A 17,930-nucleotide genomic window follows, 5' to 3' on the forward strand; every position below is an offset into this window, starting at 1 on the left:
TAAGCTGGTAGAAAAATGAAAGGTTTCTGGGGTGTTTGGTGCTGTATGTATGAAAATTCTTCATTTGAAGATTTTTGATTTAAAAATATAAAAGAACGTATTTTCGATGGTTATTTTATTAATATTTCGTGGTAACGCAAATTTTTTCGGTGAAAAAATATTCAAAATACCATATAATATAATTAAATGTAATTAATATGCAATTTTGCATATTAATAAAAAACATTTTCCAAATTTTTATACTTTCTATACATTTTTGTATGTTTAATATTTGACAGATAATTTCGAACTGTTATAATATGGATATGTAAAAATTGCTATTTTCTTAAAAGACATGGGAGTCAGATGAGAATTGTGAAAGGATGAGGGGGAGTGGCACAGATTATGTATCACCACACAGCAATTAATGTATTAGGTCTTTTACAAAACATGTCAAATAATAAAATGAACGATATGCAACTAGAGGTGGAATTAAAAAAAATAGAAAAAGAATTCCAAGTAAAGTATGAAGAATTAGTTGATTTACATAATAGAATGGTATTATTTCAAATAGATATAGAAAAAAATGGCGGGATGCGAGCATATGAAAAATCAGCAATTACATGGCTGAAGTCTGAACTAGAGCTACTGTATGAAGTGTATCAATTTTGTCAACGTCACGGTTTAAACATTTTAAATATTTCAAAATACGTAAGTAAAAATGAACTAAATCTTTTTCCAAAAACAGAAAGTCAATTGCAAAATACGTATTATAAATTGAAAAAACGTGAAATACCGTTTGAAAATATTGAAAAACAAAAACCAGGACGAAAGCGAAAATATATACCAGTAAAAGAGACAATCGTTGCAAGAAAACAAGAAAACGAGTACGAATTAAAAGAAGAAATCCAGCATAAAGAGGATGAAAAAAATCTTGTAACAGTTATATCTGGTATCGTTGATAACTTTGAAACAATTAATCAATGTAGTGAAAGGAAAGAAGACGAACTACATCAGTTTATGGAAGGTATTTATAAGCTTTCTAGCATGGCGGCAGGGCGTTCTAGAGAAGCAAAGAATACACGTAGCTTAGAGGGTGAATTGCAGTCGTTACAACTAGAAAATGAAAGGCTAAAACGAGAGAAAGAAGAGCTTGTACAAGATATTAAAGGTATGACGCAGCTTTTAATTCATTTCATTACAAGTTCTGATATCGATCAAATTCGTAAATTACCAACTTTCGTACAAGATTGTAAAATGGAATTACATAAACTCGGGCTATATAATGCACAAGACGGAAAAATGAAAATAATGGTTGACCGTAGCGGACAAGTTATGACGGTAACACAGTAATAAAATTTGGGTACAAAATAAAAGGGAGATACATAGTTTATATGTATTTCCCTTTTATTTTGTATGGAATCGTTCCAAAGAAGGGAGGTGAACTTTTACGATTGTAGTAGTTTAGAAACCATTTGCGGAATTTGGTTCGCTTGTGAAACCATACTAAGGGCAACTTCAGTTAATAATTTGAACTTTAAAAAATCACTCATCTCCTGCGCCATGTCTGCATCTTCAATTCGAGATGCAGCATCTGTTAACGCCATACTTTGACTATTTAAATTTTCAATATTAAATTGTAAACGATTTATCATAGCACCAAGGTCGGCACGATGAAGTGACACACTTTGCAAAGCCTCTTCAATTTTACGGATTGCCGCTCTTGCTTCTTGTTCTGTTGAAATCTTGATGTCATGTTGTGTAGGGGAAGGGGGAATATGATTCGTCATATTTACCGTATGACCGATATCGTCTAATGTAACTGGGCGGTTTTGACCGTCAAATACGGATAAATCATTAAACTCAGTCATCTCGCCAATATAGCCAATTTGTTCTGTTAAAGACTGAAACTCTTTATTCAGCGAATCACGATTTGCATTTGAATTTGTACCGTTCGCGGATTGAACAGCTAAATCACGCATACGCTGCAAAATATTCGTCACAGTTTGAAGGACAGCTTCTGCCGTGCGAAGCATCGATATCGCATCCTCATTATTACGAATCGCCACACGCATACCACTTGCTCTCGCATGCATACGAGTCACAATCGCAATATTAGCTGGATTATCAGAAGCATGGTTTAACTTCTTACCAGTAGCCAGATGCTCCATCGCAACATTCATACGTTTTTCATTCTTATATAGCGATTGCCTAGCATTCATACTCAAAGCATTCGTACCAATACGCATAATAGAAACTCCTTATTTTATAGATTCATATAGGATTTTAAAGGCAATAAACAGTCATAAAAAGAAAAAGGGACTTATGCTAAGCTTCTAGTTGTGTTTTAACATAAGAGGAGATAGGGATTGACCACTTTTACACAACGTGGATGCTCTATCCTGCCAAAAAAAAAGAATTTACAAAAAATTCATTTATATAGAAAAATAAACCTCTCTGCAAGCAGAGAGGTTTATTCATGAAACTAAATCAAATGGCTTATTGTAATAATTTAGAAACCATTTGTGGAGTTTGGTTTGCTTGAGAAAGCATGCTGATTCCAGCTTCGTTCAAGATTTTGAACTTAGTCATTTCAGACATTTCTTTCGCCATGTCAGCGTCTTCGATTTGAGAAGCAGCTGAAGCCATAGAAGAAGATTGGCTCTTCAGGTTGTTTACGTTAAAGTCAAGACGGTTTAATGTAGCACCTAGAGTTGCACGGTTAGATGCAATGTTTTCTAGTGCAGAGTCAATTGCAGCGACAGCAGCATTAGGATTAGCAACAGTTACTTTTGTTTTATCGAACGCAGCGCCTAAGACTTTAGCTGCAGCAGCTTTAGCTACATCTGTATCTGCGGCATTATTGTAGTCTGTTAATTTATCAGTAACGGCTTTAGCATCTGCTGCAGACATAGATCCTTTAACTTTATCGAATTCCTTCATAGCAGCATCAACTTCTTTTTGAATATCAGCTTTGTCAGTAGTAGCTGTTGTTTTAAGTGCAGTAAATTTGCCTGCAACATCATCAATTGTTTTTTGTGATGCGCCACCAATTGTTAGTTTATCAATACTTAGTGATTGTGTAGAAACGTTTGCTAATTTAATATCAATTTTCTTACCTTCATCAGCGTTATCTAATGTTTGAATTGCAATAGTTTCATTAGAACCATCTAATAATTTTTTATCATTAAATTCAGTGTTTGTAGAGATGTAATTGATTTGCTCTTTTAATGCGCCGAATTCTTTATCCAGGGCTGCTTGGTTCTCAGATGTATTTGTACCATTTGCAGATTGGTTTGCAAGGTCACGCATACGAAGTAAGATGTTAGATACTGAGTTCATTGCTGAATCAGCTGTACGGATTAATGAAATACCGTCTTGTGTGTTGTTAGCGGCTACTCCTAATCCACTTTCACGAGCACGCATACGAGTTGCGATTGCAAGACCTGCTGCATCGTCAGAAGCGTTGTTGATACGTTTACCGCTTGATAAACGGTCCATAGCGTTACTCATTTTAGCTTGGTTTTGGCGCATGTACTCTTGAGTACGCATGCTGTTAATGTTTGTATTAATTCTCATGTTAAGAAACCCCCATTTTTTTATATTGACTTTTCTGCAAATTGAAAAACGGTAATATGCGAAAAAATCAATTTCGAGATTTATTGTAATCCCTGTCATAGCGGGTGTCAACTAAAAATTCGAATTAATAAATATAAAAAAATAACAGTTTAACAATATATTCATTTTTTTATTACATAATTATTAAAAGGATTATTGCAAACTTTAAAAAAAAACTCTAATATTAGATTATCTTTGTTTACCGAAAAGGTGATATTATGATAGTTGGAAATATAGTAAAAGAAGTGCTTGCATATAAGAAAGGGCAAATTCAGCAAAAGCTAAGTAGTCCACAAGCATTCGTTAGTAGTCGTTTTCAAGAGAAGTTGCAGAGTGAGCCTGCGAAGGAGACGAAAGAAACTACGCAGCCGGCAAAAGTAGAAGATATGAGTCAGCCGGTACAATCTACGAAAATAGAAGCGGTTGTTAATAAACCGGCAGAAACTATTAATAAAGTAGATGAAGCGAGTAAGCCTGAAGAAAAAGCTGAAACGAAGAAAGCAGATGAAGTGCAAGTTGCGCAAAAAGAGTTTGAACGACGTTTCCCAGAAACGAAAAATGAGGCCGCTGATACGTGGGAATTAACGAAGAAGTATAATATTCAAAAAATACGTTCTTCCAATGAAGGGAAGTATGAGGATATTATTGATCGCGTCAGTCGTACATACGGAATTCCGAAAACGTTAATTCAAAAAATGATTGAAGTAGAGTCTAATTTTAATCCGAAAACGGTGTCACATGCAGGTGCGATGGGTCTTATGCAGCTTATGCCAGCGAATGTGAAGGAGATGGGTGTGAAGAATCCCTTTTCACCAGCTGAAAGTATTGAAGGTGGCGTGAAAGAGTTAAGCGGTTATTTAAAGAAAAATAACGGCGACTTAGTATTGGCACTTGCTTCTTACAATGCTGGTCCTGGTAATGTAAGAAAGTACGGAGGCGTACCGCCATTTAAAGAAACGCAAGGATATATTAAAAAAATATTAAATATCGACGTTTCAAAATAAGAAGTTTCATATATAGAGAGAACATGAAATTTTCGTGAACATGATATGGGAGTTGGCTAGATTTGAAATTACAAGATGATATTCCGTTAACAATTTATTTTGAAATCGGAAATACGAAAAAGAAAATTGAAGATCTGCTTCATATTACGAAAGGTACATTGTATCGTCTTGAAAATTCAACGAAAAATACGGTGCGTCTTATGCTTGAGAATGAAGAGATTGGAACCGGAAAGATTTTGACGAAGAATGGGAAGATGTACGTTGAAATCGTTGAATTGAAAAGGTAGGGAAGGGGATTGTCATGAGTGGCGAAAAATTAAGCCAAGAGCAAATTGATGCCCTGCTGAAGGCGGTAAATGAAGGCGAGGAAATGCCAGCTTTCGCACAAGAAGCAGGAAAGCAAGAGAAATTTCAAGAGTATGATTTTAATAGACCAGAGAAGTTCGGTGTTGAGCATTTACGTAGTTTGCAAGCGATTGCTTCTACGTTTGGAAAACAGACGTCACAGACGTTATCAGCGCGTATGCGTATTCCAATTGAACTAGAGCCTTCGACAGTTGAGCAAGTTCCATTTACGAGTGAGTATGTGGAGAAAATGCCGAAAGATTATTATTTATATTGCGTGATTGATCTCGGTTTACCAGAGCTTGGAGAAATTGTTATTGAGATTGATTTAGCATTCGTTATTTATATTCATGAATGTTGGCTTGGCGGAGATAGTAAGCGTAACTTTACAATGCGCAGACCGTTAACAGCGTTTGAGTTTTTAACGCTTGATAATATATTCTTGCTTCTTTGTAAAAATTTAGAGCAATCATTTGAAAGTGTTGTTGCGATTGAACCGAAATTTGTAACGACGGAAACAGATCCAAATGCATTAAAGATTACGACAGCGAGCGATATCATTTCATTACTTAATGTAAATATGAAAACCGATTTTTGGAATACGACGGTGCGTATCGGGATTCCGTTCTTATCTGTTGAAGAAATTATGGATAAGTTAACGTCTGAAAATATTGTCGAACATTCTTCGGACAAACGTAGGAAGTATACGTCTGAAGTGGAAGTGAAAGTAAATCAAGTGTACAAACCTGTTCACGTTGCAATTGGTGAGCAGAAAATGACAATGAGTGAGATTGAACAAATTGAAGAAGGCGATATTATTCCGCTTCATACGAAAGTTTCGGATGAATTACTTGGTTATGTAGATGGAAAGCATAAATTTAATTGTTTTATTGGAAAAGATGGAACGCGTAAGGCGCTCCTATTTAAAAGTTTTGTAGAGTAGGAGGATCCATATGAAGCATGAAGTATCTCCTGTGTCATTAATGGGATTAGAAGATTTTGCAGGAAAGCGAAATGAAGCAGGTAAAGCACATATTGATACTGTTTCAGATATTTCGATTGAACTTGGTGTAAAGCTTGGAAAGTCATCTATTACGCTCGGTGATGTAAAGCAGTTAAAAGTTGGCGATGTTCTTGAAGTAGAGAAAAACTTAGGACATAAAGTAGATGTGTATTTAAGTAATATGAAAGTCGGCATCGGTGAAGCAATTGTAATGGACGAGAAATTCGGTATTATCATTTCTGAAATTGAAGCTGATAAGAAACAAGCGGCGCTTATGAAAGCGCAAAGTCAAATGCAAGATAAAGAGTAGAGGAGGAGTCATATGTCGTATATGACGACCTTATTTCAAGTCGTTTTACTGTTTGGTGCGCTCGGTTACGGTGCATATTATATGACGAAAAAGACGCGCAAACAGCAGTTTTTTAAGCAGGGTGAAAATGGCCATATTCAAGTAAAAGACGGCGTGTATTTAAATCATCAAACGAGTGCCTTTTTATTTGAAGTGGACGGAAAGCAAGTGTTCACTGTTATTAGTAATAACGGTGTACAGTCTGTGCAATTAACCGGAACAGGAAATCAGTTTCAACAAGCACTAGAAGACGCGGTGAAGACTGAAACGAAAAAAGTAGAGGATCCATCATGAGAATAAAGAAACAGTTATCATTATTAGCCGTTATTTTCGTATTTTCTATCGTTTTTTCAATTATTTTTGTAAATCCAGCGTATGCGGCCCCGAACGGTTTTATTAATTTCGAAAATGGAAAAGAGTTTACGGGTAATTCAAGTGTACAACTATTTGCGCTCGTTACCCTTTTATCATTATCTTCTTCTATCGTTCTATTATTTACACATTTTACTTATTTTATGATCGTTCTTGGGATTACACGTCAAGGACTTGGGGTAATGAATTTACCACCAAACCAAGTGCTTGTTGGACTTGCATTATTTTTATCACTCTTTACGATGCAGCCTGTACTCGGGCAACTGAAGAGCGATGTGTGGGATCCGATGACGAAAGAGAAAATAACAGTAAGTCAAGCTGCGGAAACGACAGCTCCTATTATGAAAGAATATATGTCAAAGCATACGTATAAGCATGATTTGAAAATGATGCTGAAAGTACGCGGAGAAGAGTTGCCGAAAGATTTGAAAGATCTTTCCTTATTTACACTCGTACCATCCTTTACGTTAACGCAAATTCAAAAAGGTTTACTAACAGGGATGTTCATTTATTTAGCGTTTGTATTTATAGATTTGATTATTAGTACACTTTTAATGTACCTCGGGATGATGATGGTACCGCCGATGATTTTAAGTTTACCGTTTAAAATACTCGTTTTCGTATATTTAGGTGGATATACAAAAATCGTCGATATTATGTTTAAGACGGTCGCCTGAAGCGCTTGATGCTATGTGATAGGAGTCATATAAATGAATACGTCACCAATTATAGATATTTTCCAAACCTTTTTTTATAAAGGGGTTATGATTTTAATGCCGATTGCCGTTGTAAGTCTGATTGTCGTTATTATTATCGCGGTTATTATGGCAATGATGCAAATTCAAGAGCAAACGCTGACGTTTTTACCGAAAATGGCCAGTATTGTGCTCGTTATTATCATTTTAGGTCCGTGGATGTTCCAAGAGTTAACGATGCTTATTTTAGATTTATTTGATAAAATCCCATCGCTATTGCGTTCGTACTAAGATAGGTGAACTGAAATGAATATGGAATTATGGGCGGCGACGTTTTTTGCGTTTTGTCGCATTACTTCATTTTTATATTTTTTACCGTTTTTCTCAGGTCGATCAATTCCGGCGATGGCAAAGGTTACATTTGGACTTGCTCTTTCAATTACAGTGGCCGATCAAGTGGATGTCTCTCACATCAAGACAGTTTGGGACGTTGCAGCTTATGCAGCAACGCAAATTGTAATTGGTTTATCACTTTCAAAAATTGTAGAGATGCTGTGGAACATTCCGAAAATGGCAGGGCATATTTTAGACTTTGATATCGGTTTATCACAAGCAAGTTTGTTTGATGTAAATGCGGGCTCACAGTCTACTTTACTATCAACCATTTTTGATATATTTTTTCTCATTATTTTTATTTCACTTGGCGGCATTAACTATTTCGTTGCCACGATTTTAAAGTCGTTTCAATATACAGAGGCGATTTCAAAATTGTTGACGACTAGTTTTTTGGATAGTCTACTCGCAACGTTATTATTTGCGATAACATCAGCGGTTGAAATTGCTTTGCCACTTATGGGCAGTCTATTCATTATTAATTTCGTCCTTATTTTAATCGCAAAAAATGCACCGCAATTAAACGTTTTTATGAATGCGTACGTAATTAAAATTACGTGTGGGATTTTGTTTATTGCGATGAGTGTACCGATGCTCGGTTATGTGTTTAAAAATATGACGGATGTATTACTTGAAGAGTATACGAAACTATTTAACTTTTTCTTAACGAAGTAGGGGGACGCGCATGGCAAAGGATAATAAAACAGAAAAGGCCACCCCGCAGAAGCGTAAAAAATCGCGTGAAGAAGGGAATATCGCCCGGAGTAAAGATTTAAATAATTTATTTTCCATTCTCGTATTAGCAGTTGTCGTTTACTTTTTTGGAGATTGGCTAGGGTTTGAGATTGCGAATTCCGTAGCGGTGCTGTTTGATCAAATTGGAAAAAATACAGATTCAACCGAGTATTTTTATTTAATGGGGATTTTATTACTGAAAGTATCGGCTCCGATATTAATACTCGTATATGCTTTTCATTTATTCAATTATATGATTCAAGTCGGCTTCCTATTTTCTTCTAAAGTCATTAAACCGAAAGCGTCACGTATTAATCCGAAAAACTATTTTACGAGATTGTTTAGTCGTAAAAGTTTAGTAGATATTTTGAAATCACTGTTTTACATGGGATTAATCGGTTACGTTTCGTACGTTCTCTTTAAAAAGAATTTAGAGAAGATTGTTAGTATGATTGGATTTAACTGGACAGCGTCACTTACTGAAATTATTAGCCAAATTAAATTTATCTTTTTAGCCATTTTAATTATTTTAATCATTCTTTCTATTATTGATTTCATTTATCAAAAATGGGAGTACGAACAAGATATTAAGATGAAAAAAGAAGAAGTAAAAAGGGAGCATAAAGATAATGAAGGGGACCCGCAAGTAAAAGGGAAACGAAAAAACTTTATGCATGCAATCTTGCAAGGAACAATTGCGAAGAAGATGGATGGCGCAACGTTTATTGTAAACAACCCGACTCATATTTCGGTCGTACTTCGTTACAATAAACACGTTGATGCAGCACCAATTGTCGTTGCAAAAGGGGAAGATGAGCTCGCATTATATATACGAACACTTGCCCGTGAACAAGAAATACCAATGGTGGAAAACCGTCCGCTTGCTCGTTCTTTATATTATCAAGTCGAGGAAGATGAGACGATTCCTGAAGATTTATATGTAGCTGTAATTGAAGTTATGCGCTATTTAATTCAGACGAATGAACTTGAAGTATAATAGCGCGTTTGGAGGAGATCTCTTTGTTTAAGATAGATTCTGCAAGAACCTATTTTTCTATCTTTTTAGCAGCGTCATTCGTAGTGGCGCTCTTAATTCCACTTCCACCATTTATACTTGATATCATTATCGTTTTTCTACTAAGTATGTCAGTACTTATTTATATGCGAGCGACAAGTATTAACGAGTGGGATGAATTAAAGTCATTTCCGACGATGTTGTTATTAATCGGGATTTTCCGCGTATCGATTAACGTTTCGACGACGCGAGCGATTTTGACAGATGGAAATGCCGGTCATGTTATTGAAGAGTTCGGCCAGTTCGTAATTGGCGGAAACTTATTAATTGGTATCGTTATTTTTACAGTATTAATCATATTCCAGTTTATCGTTGCAAACGGTGCATCTCGTACAGCTGAAGTAGCAGCTCGTTTTACACTTGATTCTTTACCGGGGAAACAAATGTCTATCGATGCTGATTTAAACCAGCGTATTATTTCAGAAAAAGATGCACAGGCAAAACGTAAAAAATTAAATATGGAAACAGAGTTTTACGGAGCGATGGATGGTGCCGGGAAGTTCATTAAAGGGGACGTTATTTTCGGGATTGTCATTTTATTCGTAAACATTATTTTCGGTTTAATTGTCGGAATGATGCAGCAAGGAATGAGCTTTGCAGATGCAGCTCTTCATTATACACAGTTAACTGTCGGTGACGGAATCGTAAACCAAATCGGTTCATTAATGCTTGCAATTTCAACAGGTATTATCGTAACGCGTGTATTTGACGGCTCACCGGATACAGTAACAGAAGGTATCTTTAAAGAGTTATTAGCGCATGAAGTCGTTGTATATGCACTAGGTGGTTTATTTATCGCAATGGGTATTTTTACTCCGCTACCGTTTCTACCATTCGCACTCGTTGGTGGAACGATTATCTTCTTAGGCATTCGTAATAAAAATCGAATAAAGAAAGAAAAAGAAGACGAGCTCCAAAAAGAATTAGAAATGATTCAAGGCGAAGATGAGCAATTACAACAAGTGGAAGATTCATTCGGAGTATTTACGGATAAATATCCAATTATAGTAGAGCTTGGTTTAGATTTAGCAGCACTTGTAAAGCAGAAAATTAACGGGGAAACAGCTCGTGATAAAGTTGTTCTTATGCGGAAGTCGATTATTACTGACCTTGGTATTAACGTTCCTGGAATTAACTTTAAAGATAATACGAGTTTTAGACCACGCGGACGTTACATTATTCGAATTAAAGGTGCGAAGGCGGCTGAAGGTGTTTTAAAATCAGGTTATTTATTAGCACTGAAAACACCGAACGTAATGGCTGATTTAGATGCAGAGCCAGCGAAAGATCCAATTTTCGGTGAAGATGGATATTGGATTTTAGAGCATATGGTGCAAGATGCACAAATGAAAGGCTATCAAGTGTTAGAGCCACTTAGCATATTAATTACACATTTAGATGTTATCGTTAGACGTAATCTTCATGAATTAATTCAGCGTCAACATGTAAAAGACTTAATTAACTCGCTTGAAAATGATAATGGCGTTCTATTAGAAGAGATTAAGAAGAAAGAAATTGATTTATCACTCGTTCAAAATGTTATTAAACAACTTCTAAAAGAAGGTATTTCTATTCGTGATTTACCAACAATTATTGAAGGTATTATTGACGGCAAAGAAATTTATCAAAACCACGTTGACGGTGTGACATCATTTGTTCGTGAATGTATTTCAAAAGTTATTTGTGAAAATGCGAAAAATCCGGACGGAAAAATATATGCAGCGCTCTTCTCTGATTCAATTGAGTTAGATGCGGATGTTGTGAATAATTCATATCAAGGTTACTTATTAAACTGGGATTTAGATTTAGAAACACGTGTCGTTGAGCAAGTGCAACGCGTCTTTAAGCAAGCACGTTTAATGGGAAGAGAACCAGTGTTATTAACACGTAGAAAAGATTTTAGATTTGCGATTGTAAGACTGCTAGAACGTTATCAAGTGGAAGCACAAGTACTTTGTATTAGCGAATTAGCACCAGAAATTGTGGTGGATCAAATTGCCTATATTGAATAGTAGGGGGTGAAGTAATGGAAAGTACAGAAAAGAAAGAAGCGTTAATGCGAATAAAAGCAGCTTCGAAAAATGAATTGTATCGAAAGTTATTTGACCAATATGGTACAGATTATTATTACGTTGTCGATGAAAGTGTAAAACGAAATATACCGTTTTTCTGGAAAAAGGATTATGAAATGTTAGTTGCTTTTCCAGAAGAAAAACAGGAAGAAGTGAATGAAGGTACAGCACAATTTCATGAACAGTTAATGGATGTCGTGAATGATCCTTCAGAACAAATTGTGAAGGCGAATGGAATTCAATCAGTACTGCACAATTTAGAAAACGTAACGACTTCTATGTCATACGCGGCAATGCAAACAGGAAATAGTGAAGAATGGGCAAGAAAAAAAGAAAAACTATTAAAGCTGTTTGAAAAAGGAATTGTCGTGGTGAAACAGACGAAAGAAACGGAAGTACCGAAAAAGAAAAAAGTTGTGAAACAAGTCGTTCCGGTAAAGAAAGAAGAAGTAGTTCCAAAGAAAGAAAATCAAGAATCTGTACCGTTTATTATTCAAAAAGTAATTCGGATGCTAGAACAAAACGATGTAGAACAATATTTCATTTATGCATATGCTGAAAAGTTAAAAATAAAGTTTGAAAATGCAACGATGATTACGGAAGAAGAAGTTATTAGGTACATATTGGAAGATATGAAATCTCATTTCAATACGGAAAACGTCTTTGAAAAAGAAGTACAAACAATTGCATTAATCGGTCCAACTGGTGTTGGTAAAACGACGACGCTTGCGAAAATGGCATGGCAATTTCACGGTAAGAACAAAACAGTTGGTTTTATAACGACAGATCATTCGCGCATAGGGACAGTGCAGCAATTGCAAGATAACGTAAAGACAATTGGATCGGAAGTAATTGCTGTGCGTGATGAAGCTGCAATGACAAGAGCGCTTACGTATTTTAAAGAAGAAGAGCGCGTCGATTATATTTTAATTGATACAGCTGGAAAAAATTATCGTACGTCAGAAACAGTAGAAGAAATGATTGAAACGATGGGACAAGTAGAACCAGATTATATTTGTTTAACGTTATCAGCTTCGATGAAAAGTAAAGATATGATTGAAATCATTACAAACTTTAAAGATATTCATATAGATGGTATTGTGTTTACAAAATTTGATGAAACAGCAAGTAGTGGTGAATTGTTGAAAATTCCAGCAGTATCATCAGCTCCTATTGTATTAATGACAGACGGCCAAGACATAAGGAAAAATATACATATCGCTACAGCTGAACATTTAGCGAAACAAATGTTACAAACATCGTAGAAAAGAGGTGAAGAATAAGGCGCTTGCCTTATTCAAACGAATATGAACGGTCTTTATATAGGTTCTATGGGTATGATGAACTACATGCAGCGAATTAATGTTCATTCGAATAACGTTGCAAATGCTCAAACGACAGGATTTAAAGCAGAAAATATGACGTCTAAAGTATTTGATGTACAAGACACATATCGCCGCGGAGATGGGGCGGTAACAAATATCGGTTCGGTCGATTACGCTGTAGTACCAGCCGCAACACACGTGAATTTAGTACAAGGAAACATACAAATGACAAATAGTGCTACAGATTTCTTTTTAGATGACGGCGCGGCCGGCACAACATCATTTTTTGTTACTTCTAAAAATGATGAAACGTTTTTAACGAGAGATGGTAGTTTCACATTAAATAGTGATCGTTATTTACAAACATCTTCAGGTGCTTTCGTAATGGGAGAGAATAATGAGCGTATTCGTATTCCAGAAGGAGCAAAGGTTGCTGTACAAGCAGACGGTACATTATATGATGAAGTAACACAAAATAATATTGCTCGTTTGCAAACAAAAACAGTAGATGCAGAAACGAATGCACGTCTCGTGCAACGTGAAAACAAAAGCTTTACACTAGCAGAAGGAAACATTGCTAATTTACCGAACGGAACAGGAATAGTAAAAAATCATATGCTAGAAAATTCAAATGTAGATATGACGAAAGAGATGGCCGATCTTATGACGGATCAAAAGATGATTCAAGCATCACAGCGTGTTATGACGTCATTTGATAAAATTTATGAAAAAGAAGCGAATGAAATATTGAGATAAAGGACTTCCAAAAGTGGGAGTCTTTTTTGTTATTGCTTTTATTACAGTTACATCATAAAATGATAATGATTATCAATATCATTTTATCTATTTTCATAAGAATAGAATTTCATAATGACAGCAACATTTGTTTAACTAAGTGAATTAAAAACAAGGGGATGGTGTATATATGTCTACAAAGAATCAACTTTGCATTGGATTATGTTTAATTTCTAGAAAGAAAGAACAAGAGAATGAGTTTAATTCCGGAATTGATGAACAAGTAGAGTTGGCACTACAGGCAGAAAAGGCTAAGTTAGATTTTGTTTTTAAAGCCGATTATTTAGTGGCGCACCCAGATTTAATTGCTCGTAATAAAGGGAGTGTCATTTTAGACCCGACGTTACTGTTTACTGCTATTGCTTATGCGACAGAAAAAATTGGAGTCGTTACAACTGCTTCAACTTCGTTTTATCCACCATATATATTAGCAAGGCAATTACAATCGTTACACTGGATTAGTAACGGCCGAGTAGGGTGGAATATTGTTACATCCATTGACGGTGCTGAAAACTTTGGTGAGGAAGGGATGCCATCATCTGAGGAACGATACGCGAAAGCGGCAGAATGTACAGAGTTAGTAAGAAAACTTTGGAGGAGTCACCCTAATGAAGTATTGAAAGTAGATAATCCTGATGTTATTAGAGAGATAGTAAAGCCTATTGAGCATAATGGTGAGTACTTTAAGGTAAAAGGTCCACTTAATATTCCGCAGCATATATCAGGAGAAATGCCATTATTTCAAGCCGGTGCTTCAGAGTCTGGTCGGAATTTTGCTGCTTCTGTTGCTGATGCAATTTTTGCCGCAACGCCTGATATAGAGTCAGGAATTGAACTTCGTCAAGATTTAAGAAGAAGAGCAGAACAGCATGACCGTAGCCAAGATGTTATACGTGTATTACCTGGATTATATTTCTTTATAGGTGATACATATGAAGAAGCGTTAGAAATGCATAGGCAAGCTCATCAACATCTCACAAAAGAGAAGAGATATGCGTTACTTGAAATGGTTCTCGGATTAGATGCGAGAGGGATTCCGCTAGAAAGTAAAATTACGGAAGAGATGCTGCCAAGTCGGGATCAAACTGTACGTAGTAAAACTCATGCCGAGTTATTACGGAACTTCATTATTAAAAATGAACCAACAGTTGAACAAATACTAGAACGACCAGAAGTTGTTGGATCGGCTCATTGGGTTGCGGTTGGTACACCACAAGACGTTGCGAAGCAAATTATGGATAGGTTTGAGGCAGGGGCGTTAGATGGATTTATTGCTATTCCAGGAGGACCTCCAAAGTCACTAGATCTATTCTTTAGTGAAGTCATTCCTTTATTTGTGAAGGCGGGTGTATTTAGGGAAGAGTATACAGGTTCTACTTTACGGGAGCATTTGGCGGGGAACATATTAAATACTTTACAGTTAAAATAATAGCATGTAGAAAAAAGCCTTATTGTAAAAGGCTTTTTTTATTTAAAATTAAAAATTCTGAAATATAAGTTGACTGTATGAATGTTATTTTTTATATTAGTAGGTATAACTATAACTACTAAAGAGGTGAGAGTATGACAACGGCATTATATTTAGAAGATGCATACAAAACGAGTTGCGAAACAGAAGTGATAAAAGTAGAAGGGAATAAAGTATTTCTAAAAGAAACAGTTTTTTATCCAACTGGTGGAGGACAGGAATGTGATACGGGTGTCATTGTACAAGATGGGTCTGTATTTGAAGTTGAAAAAGTAAAGAAGGAGCAGGGAGAAATAGTTCACTATATAAAAGATGAAGCTCAAGTAAAATTAGGTCCAGTTAAATTAGAGATTAATTGGGAAAGACGTCATAATTTAATGCGTCATCACTCTTTACTGCATCTTATCGGAGCTGTTGTTTATGAAAAGTATGGAGCACTATGCACCGGAAACCAAATTTATCCTGATAAAGCACGTATCGATTTTAATGAGTTACAAGAGTTATCGAGCGTGGAAGTAGAAGAAATTGTTGAGGAAGTGAATAAACTTATTGAGCAAAATAAAGAAATTTCCACTCGTTATATGAGCCGCGAAGAAGCAGAAAATGCTGTAGGAATGATTAAAACAGCAATAAATCTCCTGCCAACTACTATCCAAGAAATCCGCATTGTTACAATTGAAAATTTAGACGAACAAGCTTGTGGAGGCACACATGTGAAAAATATGAGTGAAATAGGAACACTTGTTATTGATAAAGTAAAAAGTAAAGGGAAGCAAAATCGTCGTTTTGAAGTAAGGGCGATTTAGATTGTGAGGGGTTACCGATGGATGAAATTATAAAGGAATTACAAAAGTTAGGATTTTCCCAGTATGAATGTAAAGCGTATATTGGATTGTTAAAACACTCCCCAGTAACAGGCTATGAAGTGAGTAAACAAACAGGAGTACCTCGTTCTATGATTTACGAGGTACTCGGTAAGTTAATGGATAAAGGAGCGGTGCATATTGTACCTTCTGAACCAGTTAAATATGTACCAGTACCAGCTACCGAATTAATGAATCGAATGCGAAAAGACTTTGAAAAGTCCTTTGAATTTTTAGATGAGAAACTAAATTGTTTAGAACAAGAGCGACAAATAGATGTAATTTCGCATATTCGCTCAAATGATCGTGTTTTAAAAGAAATATGCAATATAATTAATAGGGCAAAGGAAGAATTATGGATTTCTGTATGGGAAGATCAAGTGCATGAAATTGAGCCGTACATTCATCAAAAGGAAGAGGAAGGCGTACATATATTTTCAATCTTATTTGGAGCTCCAGAAACAAAAATAGGAGCCACGTTTCATCATAATTATATGACGCCCCACGTTGTTGAAAAGAGAATGGGTGGTCATTTAACTGTTATTGCTCGTGATGGAGAGGAAGTATTAATTGCGAACTTCTCAAATGATAGCACTTCATGGGCCATTACAACGTATGACCCAGCGCTAGTTCTCGTTGCGACAGAGTATGTGCGGCACGATATTATGGTTGAAGAAATCACAAAGGAATTTGGAGCTGATAAGTTAGATACGTTATGGCGTGAAAATATAGATTTAGTTCATGTCGTAACAGGAAAACGAACTTTAGAAGGAATGGAGGATGATAGAGATGAGTAAAGCTGAGGCACATGTAGCTTTGCAGAGCGATGATACATTTCAGCAAGGAGTAAAAGATTGTTTACCAACTGTATTTGGTTATTTGAGCATCGGTATAGCAGCTGGTGTAATTGCAAAAACAGCAGGTTTTTCTATCATTGAAATTGCATTTATGTCCACTTTAATTTATGCAGGTTCTGCCCAATTTATATTAGCTGGTATGTATGCAGCCGGTGCTCCTGCTTCCGCAATTATTTTCACTGTATTTTTTGTTAATTTACGCCATTTATTAATGAGCGCAGCGCTTGCACCGTACTTTACGAAAATTCCTCTATTTAAAAACTTAATCATCGGTTCTCAAATTACAGATGAAACTTTCGGCGTTGCAGTGCAGCATGCAGCGCAAAAAGGATATTTAGGTGAAAGGTGGATGATTGGGCTTAACGTAACAGCGTATTTAAATTGGATTCTTGCTACTATTATTGGTGGGCTGTTTGGTGAGTGGATACCAGATCCGCATACATACGGGATGGATTATGCATTACCAGCGATGTTTATCGGATTATTTGTTCTTCAGCTCATAAGTAGTAAACCAACACTAGTAATTCATTTAAGTGTTGCAATTGTATCGATTATTATCGCATACGTTTCACACCTATTTATGCCAGCTAGTATAGCGGTTATTATCGCAACATTACTAGCTGCGACGATTGGAGTGGTGATTGAAAAATGGAAATGAGATTAGATGTATTATTACTTTTACTAGCAGCAGGAGCTGTTACACTCGTGCCACGTATTTTACCTCTACTCGTATTTAGCAAACTACAAATTCCTGACTGGGGTCTAAAATGGTTAAATTACATACCAATTGCGATATTAGCAGCGCTTTTAGCACAAGTTTTATTTATGCATGAGACGATGCAGTGGGATTATCTTATTGCAGCAATTCCAACATTTCTTGTAGCGATATATACTCGTAGTTTATTAGGTACAGTATTAACGGGAGTGGTTGTGATTATTTTGTTACGTTTCTTTTTCTAAAAAGGATTACGCTCATATAATA

Annotated in this window: 20 protein-coding genes; 18 read left to right on the forward strand and 2 right to left on the reverse strand. The window is 35.9% G+C overall.

Features of this window, described 5'->3' with window-relative positions; all coding sequences use genetic code 11:
* Positions 1-384 precede the first annotated feature (384 nt).
* Positions 385-1,332, forward strand: coding sequence for a DNA-binding domain-containing protein (locus ACTJJY_RS02355; RefSeq protein ID WP_136997003.1), 948 nt, complete (start codon positions 385-387; stop codon positions 1,330-1,332).
* 95 nt (positions 1,333-1,427) lie between these two features.
* On the opposite strand, the gene ACTJJY_RS02360 is transcribed toward ACTJJY_RS02355, so the two are convergent.
* The gene (locus tag ACTJJY_RS02360) at positions 1,428-2,228 is read right to left on the reverse strand and encodes a flagellin N-terminal helical domain-containing protein (RefSeq protein ID WP_440604894.1); all 801 of its coding nucleotides are present in this window, start codon (positions 2,226-2,228) and stop codon (positions 1,428-1,430) included.
* A gap of 250 nt (positions 2,229-2,478) precedes the next feature.
* Positions 2,479-3,558: a flagellin N-terminal helical domain-containing protein gene (locus ACTJJY_RS02365; RefSeq protein WP_440604895.1), complete on the reverse strand. Its 1,080-nt coding sequence runs from the start codon at positions 3,556-3,558 to the stop codon at positions 2,479-2,481.
* A 257-nt stretch (positions 3,559-3,815) separates the two neighbouring features.
* Between ACTJJY_RS02365 and ACTJJY_RS02370 the strand changes: the two genes are divergently transcribed.
* From ACTJJY_RS02370 to ACTJJY_RS02450, 17 genes are all read left to right on the forward strand, one after another.
* Entirely contained in the window at positions 3,816-4,601 is a 786-nt protein-coding gene (locus ACTJJY_RS02370) for a lytic transglycosylase domain-containing protein (RefSeq protein WP_440604896.1), read from the forward strand.
* A gap of 62 nt (positions 4,602-4,663) precedes the next feature.
* Positions 4,664-4,888 (forward strand): flagellar motor switch protein FliN, encoded by a 225-nt coding sequence (locus ACTJJY_RS02375; protein WP_000775712.1) that lies wholly within the window; start codon positions 4,664-4,666, stop codon positions 4,886-4,888.
* A 14-nt stretch (positions 4,889-4,902) separates the two neighbouring features.
* Complete coding sequence (gene fliM, locus ACTJJY_RS02380) at positions 4,903-5,889, forward strand: flagellar motor switch protein FliM (RefSeq protein WP_000012361.1); 987 nt, start codon at positions 4,903-4,905, stop codon at positions 5,887-5,889.
* A 10-nt stretch (positions 5,890-5,899) separates the two neighbouring features.
* Positions 5,900-6,259 carry a flagellar motor switch protein FliN gene (gene fliN / locus ACTJJY_RS02385; RefSeq protein ID WP_000680010.1) on the forward strand — a complete coding sequence of 120 codons (360 nt, stop codon included), beginning with the start codon at positions 5,900-5,902 and terminating at the stop codon, positions 6,257-6,259.
* Between the two features lie 12 nt (positions 6,260-6,271).
* Complete coding sequence (locus ACTJJY_RS02390; RefSeq protein WP_000121178.1) at positions 6,272-6,592, forward strand: hypothetical protein; 321 nt, start codon at positions 6,272-6,274, stop codon at positions 6,590-6,592.
* Complete coding sequence (locus tag ACTJJY_RS02395; protein ID WP_440604897.1) at positions 6,589-7,347, forward strand: flagellar type III secretion system pore protein FliP; 759 nt, start codon at positions 6,589-6,591, stop codon at positions 7,345-7,347. Before ACTJJY_RS02390 ends, ACTJJY_RS02395 begins: the two co-directional genes overlap by 4 nt.
* 33 nt (positions 7,348-7,380) lie before the next feature.
* The gene (locus ACTJJY_RS02400) at positions 7,381-7,656 is read left to right on the forward strand and encodes a flagellar biosynthetic protein FliQ (RefSeq protein WP_001098080.1); all 276 of its coding nucleotides are present in this window, start codon (positions 7,381-7,383) and stop codon (positions 7,654-7,656) included.
* 15 nt (positions 7,657-7,671) lie between these two features.
* Positions 7,672-8,433, forward strand: coding sequence for a flagellar biosynthetic protein FliR (locus tag ACTJJY_RS02405; protein ID WP_001055695.1), 762 nt, complete (start codon positions 7,672-7,674; stop codon positions 8,431-8,433).
* Between the two features lie 10 nt (positions 8,434-8,443).
* The gene (gene flhB, locus ACTJJY_RS02410) at positions 8,444-9,490 is read left to right on the forward strand and encodes a flagellar type III secretion system protein FlhB (protein WP_065483016.1); all 1,047 of its coding nucleotides are present in this window, start codon (positions 8,444-8,446) and stop codon (positions 9,488-9,490) included.
* A gap of 23 nt (positions 9,491-9,513) precedes the next feature.
* On the forward strand, positions 9,514-11,580 hold the full coding sequence (gene flhA / locus ACTJJY_RS02415; protein WP_078994760.1) for a flagellar biosynthesis protein FlhA: 2,067 nt from the start codon (positions 9,514-9,516) through the stop codon (positions 11,578-11,580).
* A 14-nt stretch (positions 11,581-11,594) separates the two neighbouring features.
* Positions 11,595-12,905 (forward strand): flagellar biosynthesis protein FlhF, encoded by a 1,311-nt coding sequence (gene flhF / locus ACTJJY_RS02420; protein ID WP_440604898.1) that lies wholly within the window; start codon positions 11,595-11,597, stop codon positions 12,903-12,905.
* Between the two features lie 42 nt (positions 12,906-12,947).
* A complete protein-coding gene (locus ACTJJY_RS02425) occupies positions 12,948-13,721 on the forward strand; it encodes a flagellar basal-body rod protein FlgG (protein WP_001013934.1) in 774 nt (257 codons plus the stop codon).
* Between the two features lie 169 nt (positions 13,722-13,890).
* Positions 13,891-15,189, forward strand: a complete 1,299-nt coding sequence (locus ACTJJY_RS02430; protein ID WP_440604899.1) for an NtaA/DmoA family FMN-dependent monooxygenase — start codon at positions 13,891-13,893, stop codon at positions 15,187-15,189.
* Between the two features lie 134 nt (positions 15,190-15,323).
* Positions 15,324-16,034 (forward strand): alanyl-tRNA editing protein, encoded by a 711-nt coding sequence (locus ACTJJY_RS02435; protein WP_440604900.1) that lies wholly within the window; start codon positions 15,324-15,326, stop codon positions 16,032-16,034.
* Between the two features lie 17 nt (positions 16,035-16,051).
* Positions 16,052-16,888 carry a TrmB family transcriptional regulator gene (locus tag ACTJJY_RS02440; protein ID WP_440604901.1) on the forward strand — a complete coding sequence of 279 codons (837 nt, stop codon included), beginning with the start codon at positions 16,052-16,054 and terminating at the stop codon, positions 16,886-16,888.
* Positions 16,881-17,606, forward strand: a complete 726-nt coding sequence (locus ACTJJY_RS02445) for an AzlC family ABC transporter permease (RefSeq protein WP_440604902.1) — start codon at positions 16,881-16,883, stop codon at positions 17,604-17,606. The genes ACTJJY_RS02440 and ACTJJY_RS02445 overlap by 8 nt, the downstream gene beginning before the upstream one ends.
* A complete protein-coding gene (locus ACTJJY_RS02450; protein ID WP_000425944.1) occupies positions 17,597-17,908 on the forward strand; it encodes an AzlD domain-containing protein in 312 nt (103 codons plus the stop codon). Before ACTJJY_RS02445 ends, ACTJJY_RS02450 begins: the two co-directional genes overlap by 10 nt.
* The last annotated feature ends 22 nt before the right edge of the window (positions 17,909-17,930 follow it).

The organism is Bacillus sp. 22475, assembly GCF_052044835.1.
GTDB classification, from domain to species: Bacteria; Bacillota; Bacilli; order Bacillales; family Bacillaceae_G; genus Bacillus_A; species Bacillus_A cereus.

Bases quoted from the DNA above. Each gene is read 5' to 3' on its own strand.
- ACTJJY_RS02390 (WP_000121178.1), top strand. From the start codon at position 6,272: ATGTCGTATATGACGACCTTATTTCAAGTCGTTTTACTGTTTGGTGCG.
- ACTJJY_RS02355 (WP_136997003.1), top strand. From the start codon at position 385: ATGTATCACCACACAGCAATTAATGTATTAGGTCTTTTACAAAACATG.
- flhB (WP_065483016.1), top strand. From the start codon at position 8,444: ATGGCAAAGGATAATAAAACAGAAAAGGCCACCCCGCAGAAGCGTAAA.
- ACTJJY_RS02435 (WP_440604900.1), top strand. From the start codon at position 15,324: ATGACAACGGCATTATATTTAGAAGATGCATACAAAACGAGTTGCGAA.
- ACTJJY_RS02440 (WP_440604901.1), top strand. From the start codon at position 16,052: ATGGATGAAATTATAAAGGAATTACAAAAGTTAGGATTTTCCCAGTAT.
- ACTJJY_RS02395 (WP_440604897.1), top strand. From the start codon at position 6,589: ATGAGAATAAAGAAACAGTTATCATTATTAGCCGTTATTTTCGTATTT.
- ACTJJY_RS02365 (WP_440604895.1), bottom strand. From the start codon at position 3,558: ATGAGAATTAATACAAACATTAACAGCATGCGTACTCAAGAGTACATG.
- flhF (WP_440604898.1), top strand. From the start codon at position 11,595: ATGGAAAGTACAGAAAAGAAAGAAGCGTTAATGCGAATAAAAGCAGCT.
- ACTJJY_RS02425 (WP_001013934.1), top strand. From the start codon at position 12,948: ATGAACGGTCTTTATATAGGTTCTATGGGTATGATGAACTACATGCAG.
- ACTJJY_RS02360 (WP_440604894.1), bottom strand. From the start codon at position 2,228: ATGCGTATTGGTACGAATGCTTTGAGTATGAATGCTAGGCAATCGCTA.
- fliN (WP_000680010.1), top strand. From the start codon at position 5,900: ATGAAGCATGAAGTATCTCCTGTGTCATTAATGGGATTAGAAGATTTT.
- ACTJJY_RS02430 (WP_440604899.1), top strand. From the start codon at position 13,891: ATGTCTACAAAGAATCAACTTTGCATTGGATTATGTTTAATTTCTAGA.
- ACTJJY_RS02400 (WP_001098080.1), top strand. From the start codon at position 7,381: ATGAATACGTCACCAATTATAGATATTTTCCAAACCTTTTTTTATAAA.
- ACTJJY_RS02450 (WP_000425944.1), top strand. From the start codon at position 17,597: ATGGAAATGAGATTAGATGTATTATTACTTTTACTAGCAGCAGGAGCT.
- ACTJJY_RS02405 (WP_001055695.1), top strand. From the start codon at position 7,672: ATGAATATGGAATTATGGGCGGCGACGTTTTTTGCGTTTTGTCGCATT.
- fliM (WP_000012361.1), top strand. From the start codon at position 4,903: ATGAGTGGCGAAAAATTAAGCCAAGAGCAAATTGATGCCCTGCTGAAG.
- ACTJJY_RS02445 (WP_440604902.1), top strand. From the start codon at position 16,881: ATGAGTAAAGCTGAGGCACATGTAGCTTTGCAGAGCGATGATACATTT.
- ACTJJY_RS02370 (WP_440604896.1), top strand. From the start codon at position 3,816: ATGATAGTTGGAAATATAGTAAAAGAAGTGCTTGCATATAAGAAAGGG.